14 protein-coding genes are annotated in these 18,736 nt (G+C 47.5%); 7 read left to right on the forward strand and 7 right to left on the reverse strand.

Annotation, left to right across the window (positions count from 1 at the left end; genetic code table 11):
- Window positions 1–24: 24 nt before the first annotated feature.
- The 4 genes from EII32_RS06500 to EII32_RS06515 form a co-directional block, all read right to left on the reverse strand.
- Window positions 25–2,172: a penicillin-binding protein gene (locus EII32_RS06500; RefSeq protein ID WP_125234631.1), complete on the reverse strand. Its 2,148-nt coding sequence runs from the start codon at window positions 2,170–2,172 to the stop codon at window positions 25–27.
- Window positions 2,169–2,768, reverse strand: coding sequence for an FtsL-like putative cell division protein (locus tag EII32_RS06505; RefSeq protein ID WP_233582329.1), 600 nt, complete (start codon window positions 2,766–2,768; stop codon window positions 2,169–2,171). Before EII32_RS06505 ends, EII32_RS06500 begins: the two co-directional genes overlap by 4 nt.
- Complete coding sequence (rsmH, locus tag EII32_RS06510) at window positions 2,765–3,736, reverse strand: 16S rRNA (cytosine(1402)-N(4))-methyltransferase RsmH (protein ID WP_125234632.1); 972 nt, start codon at window positions 3,734–3,736, stop codon at window positions 2,765–2,767. The genes EII32_RS06505 and rsmH overlap by 4 nt, the downstream gene beginning before the upstream one ends.
- A gap of 99 nt (window positions 3,737–3,835) precedes the next feature.
- Entirely contained in the window at window positions 3,836–4,300 is a 465-nt protein-coding gene (locus EII32_RS06515; protein WP_125234633.1) for a division/cell wall cluster transcriptional repressor MraZ, read from the reverse strand.
- Window positions 4,301–4,851: 551 nt separating this feature from the next.
- On the opposite strand from EII32_RS06515, the gene EII32_RS06520 reads away from it, so the two are divergent.
- Both EII32_RS06520 and EII32_RS06525 read left to right on the forward strand, forming a co-directional pair.
- Window positions 4,852–5,679, forward strand: coding sequence for a 1-acyl-sn-glycerol-3-phosphate acyltransferase (locus EII32_RS06520; protein ID WP_125234634.1), 828 nt, complete (start codon window positions 4,852–4,854; stop codon window positions 5,677–5,679).
- Between the two features lie 21 nt (window positions 5,680–5,700).
- Entirely contained in the window at window positions 5,701–6,696 is a 996-nt protein-coding gene (locus tag EII32_RS06525; RefSeq protein WP_125234635.1) for a GNAT family N-acetyltransferase, read from the forward strand.
- Window positions 6,697–6,823: 127 nt separating this feature from the next.
- On the opposite strand, the gene dgt is transcribed toward EII32_RS06525, so the two are convergent.
- Window positions 6,824–8,191, reverse strand: coding sequence for a dGTP triphosphohydrolase (gene dgt, locus EII32_RS06530; protein ID WP_125234636.1), 1,368 nt, complete (start codon window positions 8,189–8,191; stop codon window positions 6,824–6,826).
- Window positions 8,192–8,430: 239 nt separating this feature from the next.
- On the opposite strand from dgt, the gene dut reads away from it, so the two are divergent.
- The 4 genes from dut to EII32_RS06550 are packed head-to-tail and all read left to right on the forward strand — an operon-like array spanning window position 8,431 to window position 13,204.
- Window positions 8,431–8,868 (forward strand): dUTP diphosphatase, encoded by a 438-nt coding sequence (dut, locus tag EII32_RS06535; protein ID WP_125234637.1) that lies wholly within the window; start codon window positions 8,431–8,433, stop codon window positions 8,866–8,868.
- A gap of 33 nt (window positions 8,869–8,901) precedes the next feature.
- A complete protein-coding gene (locus EII32_RS06540) occupies window positions 8,902–10,674 on the forward strand; it encodes a tetratricopeptide repeat protein (protein ID WP_233582330.1) in 1,773 nt (590 codons plus the stop codon).
- Window positions 10,671–11,558 (forward strand): DUF4292 domain-containing protein, encoded by an 888-nt coding sequence (locus tag EII32_RS06545; RefSeq protein ID WP_125234638.1) that lies wholly within the window; start codon window positions 10,671–10,673, stop codon window positions 11,556–11,558. The genes EII32_RS06540 and EII32_RS06545 overlap by 4 nt, the downstream gene beginning before the upstream one ends.
- Window positions 11,555–13,204, forward strand: coding sequence for a murein hydrolase activator EnvC family protein (locus EII32_RS06550; RefSeq protein WP_125234639.1), 1,650 nt, complete (start codon window positions 11,555–11,557; stop codon window positions 13,202–13,204). Before EII32_RS06545 ends, EII32_RS06550 begins: the two co-directional genes overlap by 4 nt.
- A 50-nt stretch (window positions 13,205–13,254) precedes the next feature.
- On the opposite strand, the gene EII32_RS06555 is transcribed toward EII32_RS06550, so the two are convergent.
- The gene (locus tag EII32_RS06555) at window positions 13,255–15,774 is read right to left on the reverse strand and encodes a hypothetical protein (protein WP_125234640.1); all 2,520 of its coding nucleotides are present in this window, start codon (window positions 15,772–15,774) and stop codon (window positions 13,255–13,257) included.
- On the reverse strand, window positions 15,771–16,610 hold the full coding sequence (locus EII32_RS06560) for a GLPGLI family protein (protein WP_125234641.1): 840 nt from the start codon (window positions 16,608–16,610) through the stop codon (window positions 15,771–15,773). The genes EII32_RS06555 and EII32_RS06560 overlap by 4 nt, the downstream gene beginning before the upstream one ends.
- A 253-nt stretch (window positions 16,611–16,863) precedes the next feature.
- Between EII32_RS06560 and EII32_RS06565 the strand changes: the two genes are divergently transcribed.
- Window positions 16,864–18,672: an AMP-dependent synthetase/ligase gene (locus EII32_RS06565; RefSeq protein WP_125234642.1), complete on the forward strand. Its 1,809-nt coding sequence runs from the start codon at window positions 16,864–16,866 to the stop codon at window positions 18,670–18,672.
- Window positions 18,673–18,736: the final 64 nt, after the last annotated feature.

Consider the following 18,736-nt stretch of genomic DNA (forward strand, 5'->3'; position numbering starts at 1 on the left):
AGATGCGTTTCCGAGTGTGCCGATTCAGCCCATTCTCAGTATGCAGACCTCGCCTCTCTTTATTTTATGTCCGGCGGGAAGACTCTGCGAGTTTACTTTTCCCCTGCCGACAAGTGTGACATTCAAACCGCGTTTTTCGAGCAGGAAAACGGCATCGCGTGCCCCCATTCCGGTAACGTTGGGTACCAACTCGTCGCCATATTTCGGTGTTTCGACCATGTCAATGCGGTTGTTCTTGTGCTCGGCCCTTCCCCAAATGGGGTTGCCGTTAGCATAACTGCCGTCCCACGATGTCTTTGTCTCTATGCCAAAATGATTCAACACGAACCACGCGGAAAGCATATTACCGTTTTTAACATCGGGCATTAAAACAGACAGAGAGTCCTTGGAGTCGCTCACATCGAGCCACAAATCCTTTGCCATAATGCCTTCCGATATGTTGTGGAACACCTTCGCGCTCATGCCTCCCGATGCGGGGTGCCCGTTCTTTTGTATGCACACGATGCAACTATATCGCGGTTGGTTCGAAGGAAAGAATCCCACGAAACTGAGCAGATATTTCATTCCCCCACTTTTGTAGCCGGCCTTGCCGTGCGAAATCTGCGCCGTACCGGTCTTGCCTGCAACGCTGAACAACTGCGAACGGGCTGCTTTTCCCGTTCCCCGGCTTACTACATGTTCGAGCATCGTTATCACTTTCGACAAGGTGGTGCTGTTGCATATCTGCGGTTTCAGTACTACCGGGTCGTAATTTTTCACCACTTCTCCGTCCTTAATCACTTGTTTCACGAACCGTGGGCGCATCATCTTGCCGCCGTTGGCAATGGCATTGTAGAACGTAAGGACGGATATTGGCGGAATCTGTGTCTCATATCCGATACTCATCCACGGCAGTGCCGTCTTGCTCCAGTTGACATACTGCCCTTTGTCGTTTTTCTTTGGCATCCGTATTCGTGGCGGAGTCGCTCCGAAGAGCGGAATTTCAAGGTCGCTTGCTATTCCTATTCTATGCAGTCCTTCGATGTATTTCTCGGGAGACTTGCCGTAAAATTCGTCTATGACGCGACTGATGCCAATGTTCGAACTTACCTCGAGTGCCTTGGCGAGTGATATTGTTCCGTAACCACCCCTGTGCCAGTTGTGGTCTTTCATCTTCGCCCCGTGCATGTCAACGATGCCTCCTCCGGTGTTTATCAGTTTTGTCGTGTCAACTTTTCCGTCGTCGAGTGCCACCATCACCGATGCTGTTTTGAACACCGAACCAGGTTCGAGCAGGTCGCTCACGGCGTTGTTCTTTATCTCGCGGAACTGTCCGTCTGCACAGCGTGTCATGTTTACGATGGCTTTTATGTCGCCCGTCGGCACGTCCATTACTATTGCCACGCCCACCTGTCCGTTAATTTCTTTCAACTCTTCTATTATGGCTCGTTCGGCAATATCCTGCATTTGCACGTCTATTGTGGTAACTATGTCCGAGCCATCTACTGCCTCTTTCTGCATCAGTCCGATGAAGCGGCGTTTCACTTTCTGCTTTTGCATCTTTCCCGATTCGCCGCGCAGCACCGAGTCGAACGACAATTCCAGCCCGAATCGTGCCGAATCCTTTGCACCGTATAGGTCGCCCACGGTTCGTGATGCGAGCGATGTGAAAGGGTGTTGACGTGCATTGAACTCCTCTTTGTGGAACCCGCCCTTGTTAGGCGGCAGACAGAATACCGGCAAACTTGCCACCCGTGTGTATGTGTTGTAATCTACCCTGTATTTCCATATTGGCCAGTGGCGCGATTTTTTTGCTCTTCCTTCTTCTATGTCTTTGCGGAATTGTTCGGCAGAGCGTTTCGGGAAAATCTCGTGCAGTCCTTTGCAGATGCTGTCCATCTTTTCCACGAGCAGCGAGTCCTTGTGTTCTCCGCCGGCTTGGAAATCCATATACAATTTGAATTCCGGCAACGAACTTGCCATCAACTGTCCGTCGCTGCTCAGTATATTCCCCCTTATGGGCTTTACCTCCACGCTGTCTTTTTTAAGTCGGTCTGCCACAGCCATCCAATAGTCGCGCTTTACCGTTCCGATGTATGCCGCCTTGCCTATTACGGCAATGCTTACCAGCACTATGAAATAAGCTATGAGCTTATAGCGCGGTAGTATTTTTTTATTGTTGAATTTACTCATTTCCCCTCTACATTAATTATATAAGGTGGCTGCTCGGCTTGTTTGAGCAGGTCGTTATTGTTGTTTTTCAACATTTCCAGCACATGTGTTTCCCGGCATTTTTCCGTCAGTTCGCTTGCCGAAGACAGTGCTTTGTATTTCGAGTCTTGCAATTCCTTGTTCAGTTTGTCTATTTCCAGCAGGTTATTTTGGCAACTATACCTGTTGGCTACATACAACAATGTGAATAAGACGATGAGTATAATCACTCCGACGTTCTTTTTCATGAACTCCGCCGTGAAGAAATCGCCTCCGAGGATTTTCCTTAGCGAGAGGACTTTCGACAGCGGTTCCTCGTCTTCGCGTGCCTGATTGCTTATTGTCAGTGCAAGCGTTTCCATTTCTTTGTTCTCTTTTTCTTTCTTCTTCCTTTCCTTTTCTTCTTTATCCTTTTCTTTCTCGTCTTTTTCCTCTTGTGTTTCTTCGTTGTCCATAATGAGTAGTGGCTCGTTGTCCGGCGTGCCTTGTTCTGTCATGTCAATTTCCTCCGCCTCGGCATTTTTTATAATCTCTTCTGCTTCTGCGAGGATTTTGTTCTCTTCGTCTTTGTTCGTCATATCTTTTCCGCAATTCTCAGTTTCGCGCTTCTGCTGCGTGGGTTACGCTCAATCTCGTCTGCCTGTGGTGTTATCACCTTGTTGTTTATTAGTGCGAAAGGGGTGTTGATGCGCCCGAAGAAATCCTGCGTCATCTTACCTTCTGCATTTCCTGTTTTCATAACATTCTTCACTATGCGGTCTTCCAGCGAATGATACGTTATAATCGACAATCGCCCGCCCGGCACGAGAAGTTCTGTCGCATTTTTCAGCATATCCCTCAGTGCGTCCATCTCGTGGTTTACCTCTATTCGCAAGGCTTGGAACAACCGTGCCATATCTTTCTTTTCGCGCTCTTTCCTGAACATCGGTTCCACTGCCGAGAGCAAGTCGTGTGTGCTCTCTATGTTCTTCTGCCCGCGGCTCTTTACTATTGCCGCGGCTATGCGTCTCGAGTTTTTCATCTCGCCGTAGATGTAGAAGATGTCGGCAAGTTCCTCCTCGCTTGCGTTGTTAAGTATCTCGGCAGCGGTTTTTCCGGCTCTCTTGTTCATTCTCATGTCGAGCGGAGAGTCGAATCGGAACGAGAAACCGCGTGTCTCGTCATCGAAATGGTGGCTCGAAACGCCGAGATCGGCTATCAGACCGTCTATGGCATCAACTCCGTGGTATCTCATCCAATTTTTCAGATACCTGAAATTGCTCCTCACGAACGTGAATTGTTCCGAATCAATGTCGCCGGCGTTATTCTCGGCATCGGCATCTTGATCGAAACTATACAGATGTTCGCCGCCTTTGAAACGAGAAAGTATCTCTTTACTATGTCCTCCGCCGCCGAAGGTTACATCCACATAGATGCCCCCGCGGTGTATGTTCAGTCCGTCAATGCTCTTTGTAAGCAGTACGGGAGTGTGGTATTCCGCTCCTTGTACGTCTGCCTTGTTGTTCTCGGCAAATGTCTCATTTATGTTTTCCCGGTCTTTCCGCATTGACGTTACTGTTTGTATTGTTGTTCGCGTATTTTGATTCTCTTCACTATGAGAGTACTTAATTCCAAATGTCTTTTTACCGATACGGTTGGCAATATGTCATTCTGAAATGTTTTTTTCCTTTTCGGACATCATCTTTCCGAACAATTCGGAAAACTCGGCCGGCTCAACAAACTGATTTTCAAGTTCGGCCACGTCCCACATTTCGATGGTGTTGCGAACGCCTATAAATCTTACGTTCTGACCGATACCTGCCATTTGCAGGTAACGGCGCGGTACGAGGAAGCGACCATTGCCGTCGAGCGTGACCAACTCCACCATGGATACAAACTGGCGGTAAATCTGCTGTTCGGTTCTGTCCCATCTTCCGAGCCGGCTCTCCATGGCGTCCATTTCGGCATTCCAAACGCTCTCGGGGTACAACACTATGCACTTTTGGTGAGGATCCATGCGCATCACGAGACTCTCTTCGCCGGATGCCTGCAGCACCTTGCGGAAAGCGGCCGGCAGAAAGGACCTTCCCTTTGCGTCAACCTTTGCCTCTATGTTGCCTAAAAACCTCATGCGTTCTTATTTAATAAATACTTTTTGGCAAAGATACACATTTTACTCCACTTTTCACCACTTTCCACCACAAAAGTGAAAAAATATTTTTATTTTAGCATTTATTAATATTTCGGATCACCGTTGATGTGTGGCTTAAAGGCGTTTTTCCACGAAATGAGGGGTGTTAAATTCGTTTTTGGGCAGTAAGTTGGAATAAAAGTCATGGCGAATGGTTGTTTTTTTTATGTATTTTTATGGAAAACGGCTGTAAAGATTTGGTAACGGAATGTTGTGACGTGATGAATGAAATTAGGGATAATGAAACCTGTCAAGTAATTACGGAGAACGATGTTGCTGTGGGAAAAATGTGGTTTTGTGAGAATTTTGCAATAATGCGGAAGAAAAAAACAAAAACCATTGTTCGCAAAATTCAACACTTGTGGAGATGGTAAGTACTATGCTGTCTGTGTGTAACAATCAGTCCGTGAAAATCTTTTTTCGTTTTTTTTCATAAAAAACACTGCTCGTTCAAAAAAATAAGTGTATTTTTGCAAATACTTTTTCTTAAAATGAGAGAGATAACCCGGAAAACCATAGACGTAGGCGAAATCCTTGAAGGAAAGATGGGGACGAAAGCAAAGTTCGTTCCCCGTCCGCTGGTGTCGTGGTTAAAGAAAACAATACATCAAGACGAGGTAAACAAGTTTTTGTGGGACAACCGCGAACTTACCGGTACGCCGTGGCTTGAGGAATGTGTGCGTTACCTTGACATGACGCTCGAAACGGAAGGAGAGGAAAACCTTCCACCCAACGACGACGGAAAGCTATACACTTTCGTTAGCAACCACCCTCTCGGAGGGATAGACGGCGTAGCGCTCGGCTCAATAATAGGGCGGAAATACGACGGGCGTTTTCGCTATCTTGTCAACGATCTGCTGATGAACCTGCCGGGACTCGCGCCTTTATGCATACCCATAAACAAAACCGGAAGTCAGAGCCGCAATTTCCCCGCAATGGTGGAGGCGGGCTTCAAGAGCGACAACCACATGCTGATGTTCCCCGCCGGACTTTGTTCGCGCCGAAAGGATGGGCAGATAAGAGACTTGCCGTGGAAAAAAACTTTCATATCGAAAAGCATCGAATATAAACGAGATGTGGTGCCGATACATTTCGGAGGGCAGAACTCCGATTTCTTCTACAAACTCGCGAATTTCAGCGACAAATACATAAAGAAAGTAAATGTGGCAATGATTTTCCTTGTCGATGAGATGTATAAAAACGTGCATGGGAAATTCAAGGTTAAGTTCGGGAAACCAATACCGTGGCAGACTTTCGACAAATCGAAAACGCCGATGGAATGGGCAGAATTTGTTTACGAACGTGTATATAAGTTATGAGATAATTTTCAACGATAGAAGATGGAGCAAGACATTATCAACCCTGTAAGCCGTGAACTGCTAAAGGCGGAACTTACGCAGGACAGGCAACTCAGAATGACAAACAAGAGCCATAATGAAATATACATCATTACGGCTCACAATGCCCCTAACACCATGAAGGAGATAGGACGGTTGAGAGAGATTGCTTTCCGGCAGGCGGGCGGAGGTACGGGCAAGAGCATGGACATCGATGATTTCGACACTTGCAGAAACTGCTATAAACAGTTGATAGTGTGGAATCCCGAGGCTGAAGAGATAATAGGAGGATACCGATACCTGTGCGGAACCGATTGGGAATTTGACGAAAACGGACAGCCGTTGCTGGCCACGAGTCACATGTTCCGTTTCTCCGACCGTTTCTTAAAGGAATACATGCCTTACACAATCGAACTGGGACGCTCGTTCGTTTCGCTCGAATATCAGAATGTGCAGCAGAACAGCAAGAGCATTTTCGCACTCGACAATCTGTGGGACGGACTTGGTGCGCTTACCGTGATAATGCCCGATGTGAGGTATTTCTTCGGGAAGATGACCATGTACCCTTCATACATACGACGGGGAAGAGACATGATTCTATATTTCTTGAAAAAGCATTTCAGCGACAAGGACAATCTCATAACACCGATGAAACCGCTCGTTATAGAGACAGAAGAGTCGGAACTGGCAACACTTTTCTGCGAGAAAGATTTCAGGGCAGACTACAAGATACTTAACAGAGAGGTGCGGAAGATGGGCTATAACATACCGCCGCTCGTCAACGCATACATGAATCTCAGTCCGACGATGAAACTTTTCGGCACGGCGATAAACAACGGGTTCGGCGATGTCGAGGAAACCGGCATATTGATAGCCGTAGATGAGATACTCGAACAAAAGCGTGTCCGTCACATAGACTCATTCATAAAGGAACACCCAGAGGCTCTGAAGATAACCAGCGGAGCCAACAAAATAATATACAAGAGCGACTCTCAATGATTATACGGATAGATGTTGATTAAAACCATGGAAACAAAACCGCCGAAATTGAAAAGCAATTTCGGCGGTTTTGTTCTCTTATTTCGGCGGTTTTACCGTGCGATTTAGGCGAGATTGCATTCTTGCATCATACTATGGGCAGGGAGATACCTTTTATTTTCTGGTATATTTCGAGCGCATACACATCGGTCATTCCGCTGATATAGTCGATTACCGCCATGATGCGCATTTCGAGGTCGGGTGAGTTGATGTCATACTGACTGCCTACGCGGTTTATAAGTTGTCGCGAGTAAAAACGGTCGGGATATACCGCCGCCTCGGTGAACGTTTCCATTAATGTCTCCATTATCTTGAAACCGCTCAATTCAACGTCGAGAACAGGCTTGCTGTTGTATATCTTCCGTCGTGATGTTTCGGTGCATATCTTGTATGCCAATCGCTGTTTTTCATCGATTTCATCGATTAGAGAGCCTTTGAATGTACCCTCCATTATCTTCTCCTTGTTGTTGAGGAAAGTGTCAACACAGCATTTCTCGAGCAGTCCTATCACCCTTGCACGCATGTAGACCACCTTTTCGTTGTCGTCTGTTATGCCCTCGTCTTTTATTCTCCGCTTTATCTTTTCGCGTGTTTTGTCGTTGAAAAATCCCAAGAGCAATTCGCTTGTCTCCTCGAAACTTAGTATTTTCAGTTTGTGAGCATCTTCTATGTCCATCACTTCGTAGCAGATGTCATCGGCAGCCTCCACGAGATATACCAATGGATGGCGTGCGTATGCCACCCCCGAAACATTTTCTTTCTCTCCGTTTCCGGATTCTTTGTCTGCCGGCATTTGCGGTATGCCGAGTTCGGAGGCGATTTTTTGATATACAGGCAGTTCTTCATGGAAAAAACCGAACTTGCCTTTTTTCCCCGCACATGTCGATGAAACGGGGTATTTCACTATTGATGCCAATGTGGTATATGTCATGACGAAGCCTCCATCGCGCCGTCCCTTGTATCTGTGCGCAAGCAGTCGGAAGGCATTTGCGTTTCCCTCGAAATGGGTTATGTCCGCCCAAATCTCCGGTGACACCATGTTTCGCAGTTTTCTTCCCCCTCCTTCGGTGAAGAAAGCCTGTATTGCCTTTTCTCCGGAATGCCCGAACGGCGGATTTCCCATGTCGTGTGCAAGGCATGCCGTGCTCACAATAGTACCGATTTCGGGCAGCATGGTGTCGTTGAAATGGGGATTTTCTGCGATTATCCTGCTTGCCACGTCATTGCCGAGCGACATTCCCACACTTGCCACCTCGAGCGAGTGTGTGAGACGGTTGTGTACAAAGATGCTGCCCGGCAGCGGGAACACCTGCGTCTTGTTCTGCAAACGTCGGAAAGGAGCCGAGAAAATCAGTCGGTCGTAGTCGCGTTTGAACTCCGTCCTGTCGTCGTGTCTCTCGCAGTGACGACATTCCTGTCCGAGTCTTTTGTTTGTTATAAGTTTTATCCAGTCCATACTTTCTTAGGGCGTAATGAGGCATGGCGGTCGGTTTTTATGAGTCAACCCGACACCGGCGGATTGTCGTGGCATTCCGTGCAAATACCTCATACCGATGCAAAAGTAATATAAAATGCAGTAATTTCGAATAAAATAGCACTTAAAATTTCACCATGCAATCTTTATTTCGTATTTTTGCACGTTGTATTTATGATTGAAATGCCATTTCGGAAATAAAAAGAACTAAAATACGAAAGATGATACAGGTAAAAGTTTTGAACAAGGGTCGTCAGCCTCTTCCCGCCTACGCCACACCCCAAAGTGCGGGTATGGATTTGCGAGCAGACATTGACGAACCAATAACTCTCAAACCGATGGAACGGCGACTCATACCCACGGGGTTGCACATTGCCCTTCCGGCAGGTTTCGAGGCGCAGATTCGTCCGCGCAGCGGGCTTGCCCTGAAGCACGGTCTGACGGTACTCAACACTCCGGGCACGGTAGATGCCGACTATCGTGGCGAACTTATGGTGTTGCTTATAAATCTCGGTGACCGCGATTTTGTGATAAATGCCGGCGAGCGTATAGCACAAATGGTTATTGCAAGGCACGAAAATGCCGATTTCATCGCCGTGGAAGTGCTTGATGAGACAGAGCGGGGCGAGGGCGGATATGGTCATACGGGAGTGAAATGAATGATGAGAAACCTCATTGTTGAAAAAATGCGAATGTTACGACGGGCAACAATGGTTGTATCCGCCGTAGCGGTTGTCGTGCTTGTCGTATCCTGCGGATTTCCGCAAACAATATCCGTAAAACAGGCGATAGGCGGAGAGAAAAACATCGTGACAGCCGATATTAGTCATAACGACGAACAACGACTGAAGTATTTCTTTTTCGAGGCAGTGTCTCAACAGAACAAAGGCAATTTCGATGCTGCTTTCGACCTGCTGAAACATTGTCTTGTGATAAATCCAAATGCCCCGGAGGTGTATTTTACCATTGCCTCCTATTATTCCGGATTGGGACGGGACAGCATGGCAATGCAGGCAATGGAGCGTGCTGCGGTGCTTAACCCGAAGAACGATGTATATATTGAACGACTCGCGGTGTCGTACGTCAACACCGGAAATTTTGACAAGGCGACAGACACCTACGAGCGACTCTATGCCAACAACCTCGATCGTACCGACGTACTCGGAATACTGGTACAATTATATGACCGGCAGAAAAAATACGACAAGATGATTAGTGCGCTCAAAAGACTGGAACAGGCGGAGGGCTGCAACGAGCAGATAACACTGTCTAAGATGTTCGCATTCTCGATGAAAGGGGATAAAAAGTCTGAATTCAACGCGCTGAAACAACTTGCGGACAAGTATCCCAACGACCTTAATTATCGTGTGATGATGGGCAACTGGTTACTCAAGAACGGCCGCGAAGACGAGGCTCTCAACGAATATGATGCGGTGCTGGAACAGGAGCCGGACAATGTGTCGGCACAGATGTCAATGCTTGACTATTACAAAAAAGAGGGCGAGGATTCGCTCGCACAGGCAACGATGGAGAGAATACTCGTGAGCGAGAAGACGCCGACGGCAAGCAAGATACATCTGTTGAGACAGGTGGTTGATGAGAATGAGCGCGTTGGGGCGGGAAGCATGGAGGTGATAAATTTGTTCAAGCGCATACTTGCCGAGCCGCAGGAAACACCCGAAATGACGATACTTTATGCCGGTTATCTGAAACTGAAAGAATATCCGCGAGACTCGATAGATGCGGTGCTGGAACAAGCACTCGAAATAGCACCCGATGAGGTAGGTACACTACTACAACTTATACAATCGGCATGGGAGAAAAAAGATTTCGACCGGATTCTAAAATTATGCCGGAGAGCACAGCAGTACAATCCCGACGAACCGGCATTCTATTATTTCATGGCACTGGCATACAACCAACAGGACAAGATTGACGAGGCTCTCGAGGCAACGCGGCGCGGAGTGGCTGTGGTAAACGACCAAAGCAACAAGGAACTCGTGTCCGACATTTACGGATTGATGGGGGAGATGTACCACGAGAAAGGGATGGAGAAGGAAACATTCGAGGCGTATGACAACTGTCTTATGTGGAACAGCGAGAACATCGGATGCCTGAACAACTATGCATACTACCTCAGTCTTACCGGCAACGGACTGCAGAAGGCGGAGCAGATGAGTTATAAAACCGTAAAGGCCGAGCCTAACAACGGAATATATCTCGACACTTACGCATGGATACTGTTCATGCAGGGACGATACGAAGAGGCAAAGACATACATCGAGCAGGCACTTAAAAATTATGATTCGCCGAGCGCAGACGTGATAGAACATGCCGGAGACATTTTCTGGAAATGCGGAGAACGAATCTCTGCCGTTGAATATTGGCAAAAGGCAGTAGATGCCGGAGGTAACGGAAAAGTGCTGAAAAAGAAATTGAAACAGAGAAAATATTTTGAGAAATGAAGATAAAAGGATTTGCGATAAACGTTGTCGTTGCAGCAGTGGTGATGATCATTGCTGCATGCGGAACCACTAAAACGGTGACGGAAACGGCAAGAAAACCCGAAAAGACAGCATTTGCGGACACCGAGGCGGCACGACTGAAATTCGTACGGAACGTGTCTGACCGTGCAATGGTTCAGAAAAATATTACTGCGAAACTGAAATTCAGAGTGAAGAAAGGCTCAAAGGATATATCGGTGGGCGGTTCGTTGCACATGAGGCGCGATGATGTGATACGCATACAACTAACTCCGATGGGATTGTTCGAGGCAGGACGCATAGAACTTACCAAGGACTATGTGATGATAGTGGACAGGATAAACAAGCAATACTTGAAAGCCGACTACAACGAGGTGGAGTTTTTGAGACGCAACGGACTTAATTTCTATTCGTTGCAGGCTCTCTTTTGGAACCAACTATTTATTCCGGGAAGCGACCACATGCGCGATTCGGAACTCAAAACGTTTGACGTAAAACTCCTGCCGCAAGCCATTTGCAGCATAATAGAACTCGGAAGAGACAAAATGAACTATAAATGGCAGGCTGACAACAAATCGTTTGAGATAACACAAGCCGACGTGGCATATTCCGACGGAAGCCGGAGCAAGGCCTCGTTACAATGGAAATACGGGGGATTTCAGAATTTCGGAGGACGCAGATTTCCATCGCAGATAACCATAACAGGAACTTCTTCCGAACTGAAAGGTGGGCAAAGCATAACAATCGAACTCGCACTCGACAAACTTAGGAACAACGAAGACTGGGAGGCACGTACGCGACTTTCGAGCAAATATTCGGCAGTGACGGCGGAAGAAGTGTTGAGCAAAATAATGAGTATAAAATGAAAAGACTGATACTGATTGTCATGATGGCGGCGTTCGCACTCGCCCCATACGCACAGCAGAGAAAAAACGGGCAGAGAGGAAAGGCGCATACGCAGCAGACAAAGCGCGTAACGACGCAGCAACGACAGCGACAGAACAGTAAGAAACAGTCGGGAAAGAAAAAAACTACCAAACAGAAGAAACGGAAAGGACAGGGAAAGAAGCAAAATTACAGCACGGCGGAGATACGCGGATTGCAGAAACAACGCTCGCAAGTGCAGAAAAACATAAAGGAACAAGAGAAAAAACTGCAAGCCAACAAAGCCGACGTGCAGAACAGACTGAATAATCTCGTGCAGATAAACAGCGAGATAGAGACACGGAAGCGCAACATAGACGACATACAAGGGGAAATTACGAATATCGAAGGCAACATGGAACTGTTGCGGTCTCAACTCAATACGCTTAACCGACAATTGGAGGAGCGTAAGCAGAAATACATCGAGTTGATGAGGTATGTGTCACGTCATCGCGGGGTGCAGGAGCGGTTGATGTTCATATTCAGTGCAAAGAGTCTGCCACAGATGTACCGTCGTCTGCGATTCGTGCGCGAATATGCCGCATACCAGCGTGCTCAAGGCGAAATGATAAGGGAAAAACAGGAACAGATAACGGGCAAGCAGCAGGAACTTACAAAACAAAAAAAAGACAAGGACATACTATTGTATAAAGGAAAGCAGGAACATGCGGCACTCGAAGGACGACAGAAGGAACAACAACAAGTGGTGGCATCGCTGCAACAACAGCAGAAAACAATACAGTCGGTACTGACCGAACAAAGACAGAAGGACGCACAACTGAATGCCATGATTGACAAACTCGTGGCAATAGAGGTGGCAAAGGCGAAAGCCAGAGCCGAGGAAGAAGCTCGCAGAAAAGCTGCCGCCGCGGCTGCCGAGAAGAAAAGAAGGGCGGAAGAACTGGCACGAAAGAAAGCCGCCGCAGAAGCCGCCGCACGCGAGAATGCACGCAGACTGGCAGAGGCAAAAGCGGCAGAAGAGAAAGCAAAAGCCGAACGAAAAGCAGCCGAAAGGAAGAGTGCCCAAGAGAAAGCGCGTGCCGAACGTGCGGCAAAGGCAGCCGAGGAGAACCGTCTTGCAATTGAGCGCAAGGCACGGGCAGACGAGGAACGCTCGGCAAGAGAGGTGGCTTGCGCCGACCGCGATAACAAGGCTGCGGCAACGATGGCCACTGCCGACCGCCGACTGAGCAACAATTTCGAGCAGAACAGAGGACGGCTGCCGATGCCGTTGTCCGGAAGATGCCGCATAGTGAGCCATTTCGGGCAGTACAATGTGGAAGGACTACGCAATGTCACGCTCGACAACAAGGGCATAAACATACAGGGACAGCCGGGTGCCGCGGTACGCAGCGTATTCAACGGAGAGGTAAGTGCCGTGTTCAGTTTCAGCGGGACGAGTGTCGTAATGGTACGCCACGGAAATTATATATCGGTTTATTGCAACCTTAGGTCGGTCAGCGTACACCGCGGTCAGCAAGTGAAGACGGGACAGACGCTCGGCACCGTGGGCACGGATAACATTCTGCAGTTCCAGTTGCGCAAGGAAACAGCGAAACTGAACCCCGAATCATGGCTCGGCAGATAGCATTTGATACATTCTTTATGGTCGTATTGTTTCGTTCGTATGGCAATCTCTCACAATGAAATCTGTGCCATGACGAATATCTCGCGTGGGCGAAGATGGTAAGAACCGGTTGAAGACGCCACGCCGCCGTATGATGTAATTGTGTATTGACGACTGTCGAACAAGTTGCGCAACTCTGCCGACAGACGCACTTTTCTTGTTCTCCAAACAATCGAAGCATTGGCAAGCAGAGTGTTGACGGTGGGCGAATGTTGCAGTTCGTTGTGATAGTGGACTGCCGATACGGACAGGTCGGTGTTGCCGATGGTCTTTGTCAGCGAAAGGCTCTGTCTCCAATTCCACAACGTTTGCAGGCTCACGGCATCCGTCTTTGTGCGCGATGCGGCGAATGATGCCGAGTAATGAACCTCGCACCAAGACGGAGAGAAAACGAGACTCGGTTTCATGCTCACCTTGTTGCTCTCGTATCCAGTAATCTTTCCGCCGGACAAATGTTGTCCTCTCGTGTTATTGTATTCTATTGCCAGCAGTGTATTCAGTCGCAAGTCGAACCAGCCTTTCGACAACTCGCCGTGCATGCCGAACATGCTGTTGTGATGTTTGCGTTCCACAGTCTTATATACATATTTCCCCTCCGTAATTTGCAGATCGCTCATTATATTGAACCAAGAACGCGTATAGTTTGCTTTTAAATTGAAGAAAAACTCCTTTACCGTTCGTTTGTATGTGTATTTTATGCCCGATGTCATTGATGTTGTACGCGGTATGATGCCTTCATTGAATATCGTTGTACGGTAGTCGCTGCGGTATTCCTTTACGGCGAAATCCCCGAGATTGCCCGTGTTCTGCGACATTGCGGCGTATATGTAAAGGTCGGAACGGTTTCTATTATTAAGGTTGAAACTTATATTCGGTGAGGTGTTTACGAAAGACCGTTTGTAGTCGGCATAGCATTCCCACGCCGTAGGCATCGACAGTCTCAACGTTGTTCTTCCTCTGCGTATTTCATGGTAAGGATTGGCATATATCGAGAAGTGTGTTTTCCCGCCGTTAACATATAGATGTTCCACCGTGGCTCCCACTTCTGCCGCCGTGGTGTTGAACGATCGGTTCCTTATCCATTTCATTTTGTTGTTCGTATAGAAAAGAGAAGTGTTCATACTCTCCTGCATGTCGTTTACGGTGAGCCTTGAAGGTGAGAAGAAAAACTCCGCATCGGAATATATTTCGAACGAATGGCGGTTGTAAACAAACATTCGTGAAAAGGTGTTTTGTATGTTCATTTCCGGCGACTTTACCCTCTGTCGGACGGAATCCCCCTCCGATGCGTTTAGTATAGACTGTCCGTCGGTCTTCGACATGCGTGCCGTTATGTAGTGGTTTCCGTAAACCTTCTCTTCGTTTATGCTGCGGTCGTAGTCAATCTGCACCCTGTCGTTGCTAATGTGCGTATTCCTTTCCTCGCTTGTGGTGGTGGGTTGTGCTTCGTCTATGTAATAAGTCGTCATGTTCGAAGTTTTCCGATATTCCGTAGTGTGCATGTATCCGGCAGACAGTCTTGTCTCTCCGTCCCTCTTGTTCTTTTTCACTGTTCTGAAATTCCAGTCGTGCGAGTTGTTGAATCTCAGTCTTTCGTTGTCGATAGGTGCATTTGGCAAAGGGATGTCGAACCAATGCGGGAGTTCTGCCTCGGCTTGTTGCGAAGACAGCGAGAATGTTGCAAGGCGGTGGTGCGACATGCTGATATCCTTCCCCGAACGGTCATATTCAATGTCATACATTTGCTGTCGTTTTCTGCCTATCTGCATAATGTCGGCTTTTCCGCCTGCGGTAACCTCCTTTATTGGGAAGTGTACGAGTGCCGTCGGTGAGATGTTGAACAAGAACTTGTCCTTTGCTTCGTCTTTCAAGTTTATGTTCATTGCCACGTTGTCCGAATACATCTTTCCCTGCAAAGCCTTTACGGGCTGGTCGTGTTCGATAACCTCGGCACTCTTCACGTCCTTCGCTTTAAGAGTTTCGTTCATCTTGTCGTATTTTCCGCCGGTAAGGTCGAGTCCTTCCACTGTGAAGCGGTTTATTTTCTTTCCGTTGACACTGATTGTTCCACCTTTGTCAACCGATACGCCGGGCAGTTTCTTCAGCACGTCTTTAAGCGAATTGTCGCGTTGGTCGGCAAATCTTGTCAGGTCGTAGATTACAGTGTCCGCCTTGTTCGTTATCGGCTTTCCGCTCACGAGTATTTCTTTAAGTTTGAATTCCTCCGTCGTCATTTCCACCGTTATTTCTTTCGCGCCTCCTATCGGCATGGTGCGCTTTCCGTATCCGATGTAAGTGACCGACAGACTGTCGTTATTTTCCATGCTTTTTGCTTTCAGGCAGAAGCGTCCCCGGACATCGGTCTTGGTAAATGTTACCGGTTTTCCGCGGCGCATCAGTGTCACGCTTGCCATTTTCAGACCGGTCTTTGTCACGGAATCTATTACCGTTCCGTTTACCATGATCTGTGCATTGGTGGCTATGAAACATGCGAGACATGCACAAAATGCAAACAGCCGTCTTGTCGTCATCTCTCAATCGGGTTATATGGTATTGCAGGCATCTTGCTCATTTTGTTCCCTTTGTCGTCATAAACGGAAACTTTCACGTTCGGTGCATTGGCAATAAAGGCTATCGGGTCATCGAAAAACCGCTCGTAAAGTTTGTTTAGTGATTTCTTGTCTATTTTCTCGTGTGTGCTTCCGGTATAAATAATGTGTTCTCCCTGTCTTCCTTTTCTTATACCTGTAAGTTCGAATTGATATTGGTTTTCCGAGTCGCAGGCACGGAGAATCAGTCCCGGCAGTCCGCAAAGTTTCCATGGTCCCTCGCTTATCGGAATGTCTTCGGCATACCATGCCCGCCATTTTCGTCCGAGGAAATCCGATTCCGCCATAGTGCAAGAGTGCCCCATTATGGTCGCCATGCTGTCAGGCAGCAACATCCAAGCGGGTTCTTCCACCGCCTCTTGGTATAAATACCTGTCTCGCATTATCTTATCCAAGTATGAATAATGCCCTGCTTCGGGGTAATTCTTGTATAATCGCCACGAAGGAGCATCGCTGTTGACGAACTCCGTGCCGTTGCGTTTCAGTATTTCGAGGTTTGTCGAGTCTGCCAAATATTTGTCGTGACTGTAAAAAGAAGAAACTTTGCTGCCAATTTCGAGCAGCATCCGGTCTGTCTTGTATTCGTAAGGAGTCTTTTTTATGTCCTGAACAGACTTCATGTCGTAGTTTATTACAAACTTTATGTCATCGCAGGTATCTCGTTTGAGAAAATCTTCGGAACTGATAATCGTAATCTGTGCATTGGCGGTAAGCGCTCCCGCGACGAACAATGTCATGATGGATAAAATGCTTTTCATAAGTATCGTATATTAGAAGTTGATGCCACAAAGTTAATGATTAAAATTAAAAACTTGCAGTCGGGCTGTATAAATAGAATTAAAAAATGTCAATTTCGGTCATGACGGGTGAGATGATGTTGTCTTTCACGGACTTACCGAGTGTCGTGTTTATTAAAATTCGGTTTTTGACGGATAATGTTTTGCATTTTCCATAAATTCTTTTTAATTTTGCAGAACGGGAGGAGTATATAATAAATAAAGGAGTAATCTTATGCAGACAAAATGTCATCTTTCGGCACTCGTACACCGTCAGGCCGAGAAATACGGCAACCGTCAGGTGCTGATATACCGCGATTTCGGCAGTCTGAATTGGAAATCGATGTCGTGGAACAGTTTCTCGCAGCGTGTGAGACAAGTGTCAAATGCCATGCTGAACCTTGGTATCGGTGTGCAGGAGAATGTAGGTGTGTTTGCCCAAAACTGCGTACACTACCTATATACCGAATTCGGGGCGTTCGGAATTCGTGCCGTTACGGTGCCATTTTATGCCACCAGCAGCGAGCAGCAGATACAATATGTGGTCAGCGATGCACAGATACGCGTGCTGTTTGTTGGCGAACAAGAGCAGTATGACAAGGCACAGCGCGTGTTGCCGCTTTGCCCTTCGCTCGAGAAACTTGTCATATTCGACCGTTCGGTCAGGATAAAGCAGCACGATGCAAGTGCAATATATTTCGACGACTTTATGAAACTGGGCGAGAACTATCCGCGGCAGTCGGAATTGGAAAACCTGTACAAGCAGGCCAACAACGATGACCTCGCAAACATTCTGTACACCAGCGGCACTACGGGAGACTCGAAAGGAGTAATGCTCTCGCACGGACAGTATGCCGCAGCCATGGAAGAAAACGCGAAGGTGGTACCGGTGGGAGAGAAAGACCGCATAATGATGTTCCTCCCCGTTACGCATATCTTCGAGCGGGCGTGGGATTTCTACAGTTTAAGCCAGGGCGCGACAATCATTGTCAACACATATCCCAAGGAGGTGCAGCAATCAATGAAAGAGACGCACCCCACCTGCATGTCCGCCGTTCCGCGCTTTTGGGAGAAAGTGTATAGCGGCGTGAAAGAGAAAATAGAGTCTGCGGGAACCGTTAAGCGCAGCCTTTTCAAAAAAGCACTTGCGGTAGGAAGAAAGCACAACATAGAATATCTCAGTCGCGGGAAAAGACCGCCAATTATGCTCTCGGCACAGTACAAAATGTTCGACAAAACCTTGTTCTCCCTCGTTCGGAAACAACTTGGTCTTGAGAATGCGAATTTCTTCCCCACGGCAGGCTCGTATGTGAGCACCGACGTAGAAGAGTTCGTACACTCAATAGGAATAGGCATGATGGTGGGATACGGTCTTACGGAAAGTCTTGCCACGGTTTCGAACGACCGCAAAGGAATGCCATACACGATAGGCAGTGTGGGAAGACCCATCGGAGGACTTGAGATAAAAATCGGAGAGAACGACGAGATATTGCTCAAAGGCCCCACAATAACCAATGGTTACTACAAACGCGACGAACTGAACCGCGAGGCATTTACCGAAGACGGCTTCTTCAAAACGGGTGATGCAGGGTATTTCAAGGATGGCGAACTATTCCTCAAAGAGCGTATAAAAGAACTCTATAAGACATCGAACGGCAAATATATAGCACCGCAGATGATAGAGTCGAAACTGCTTGTGGATAAATTTGTCGATCAGATTGCCGTGATTGCCGACCAGCGCAAGTATGTGTCGGCTCTGATTGTACCCGATTTCGCGTTGCTCGAGGAGTATGCACGAGAAAATGACATACCGTTCAGTAAACGTGCGGATTTATGCAACAACCCGAAGATAATAAAGATGCTGAAAGAGCGGATAGACACACTTCAGCAGCAACTTGCGGGATACGAGCAGATAAAGTGCTTCACGCTCATACCGCACAACTTCACGATAGAGGCGGGAGAACTCACAAATACGCTGAAAATAAAGCGGAGGGTTCTCGCAAAGAACTATGCGGCGGAGATAGAGAAGATGTACGAGGAGTAATTTTTTGTAATTGATTAAACGTAACGTTGCCCGCAGAAAGCATTTCATATATGCAGTGAAGGGC

Source organism: Prevotella sp. OH937_COT-195 (genome assembly GCF_003932845.1).
In the GTDB taxonomy this organism is placed as follows: Bacteria; Bacteroidota; Bacteroidia; order Bacteroidales; family Bacteroidaceae; genus Prevotella.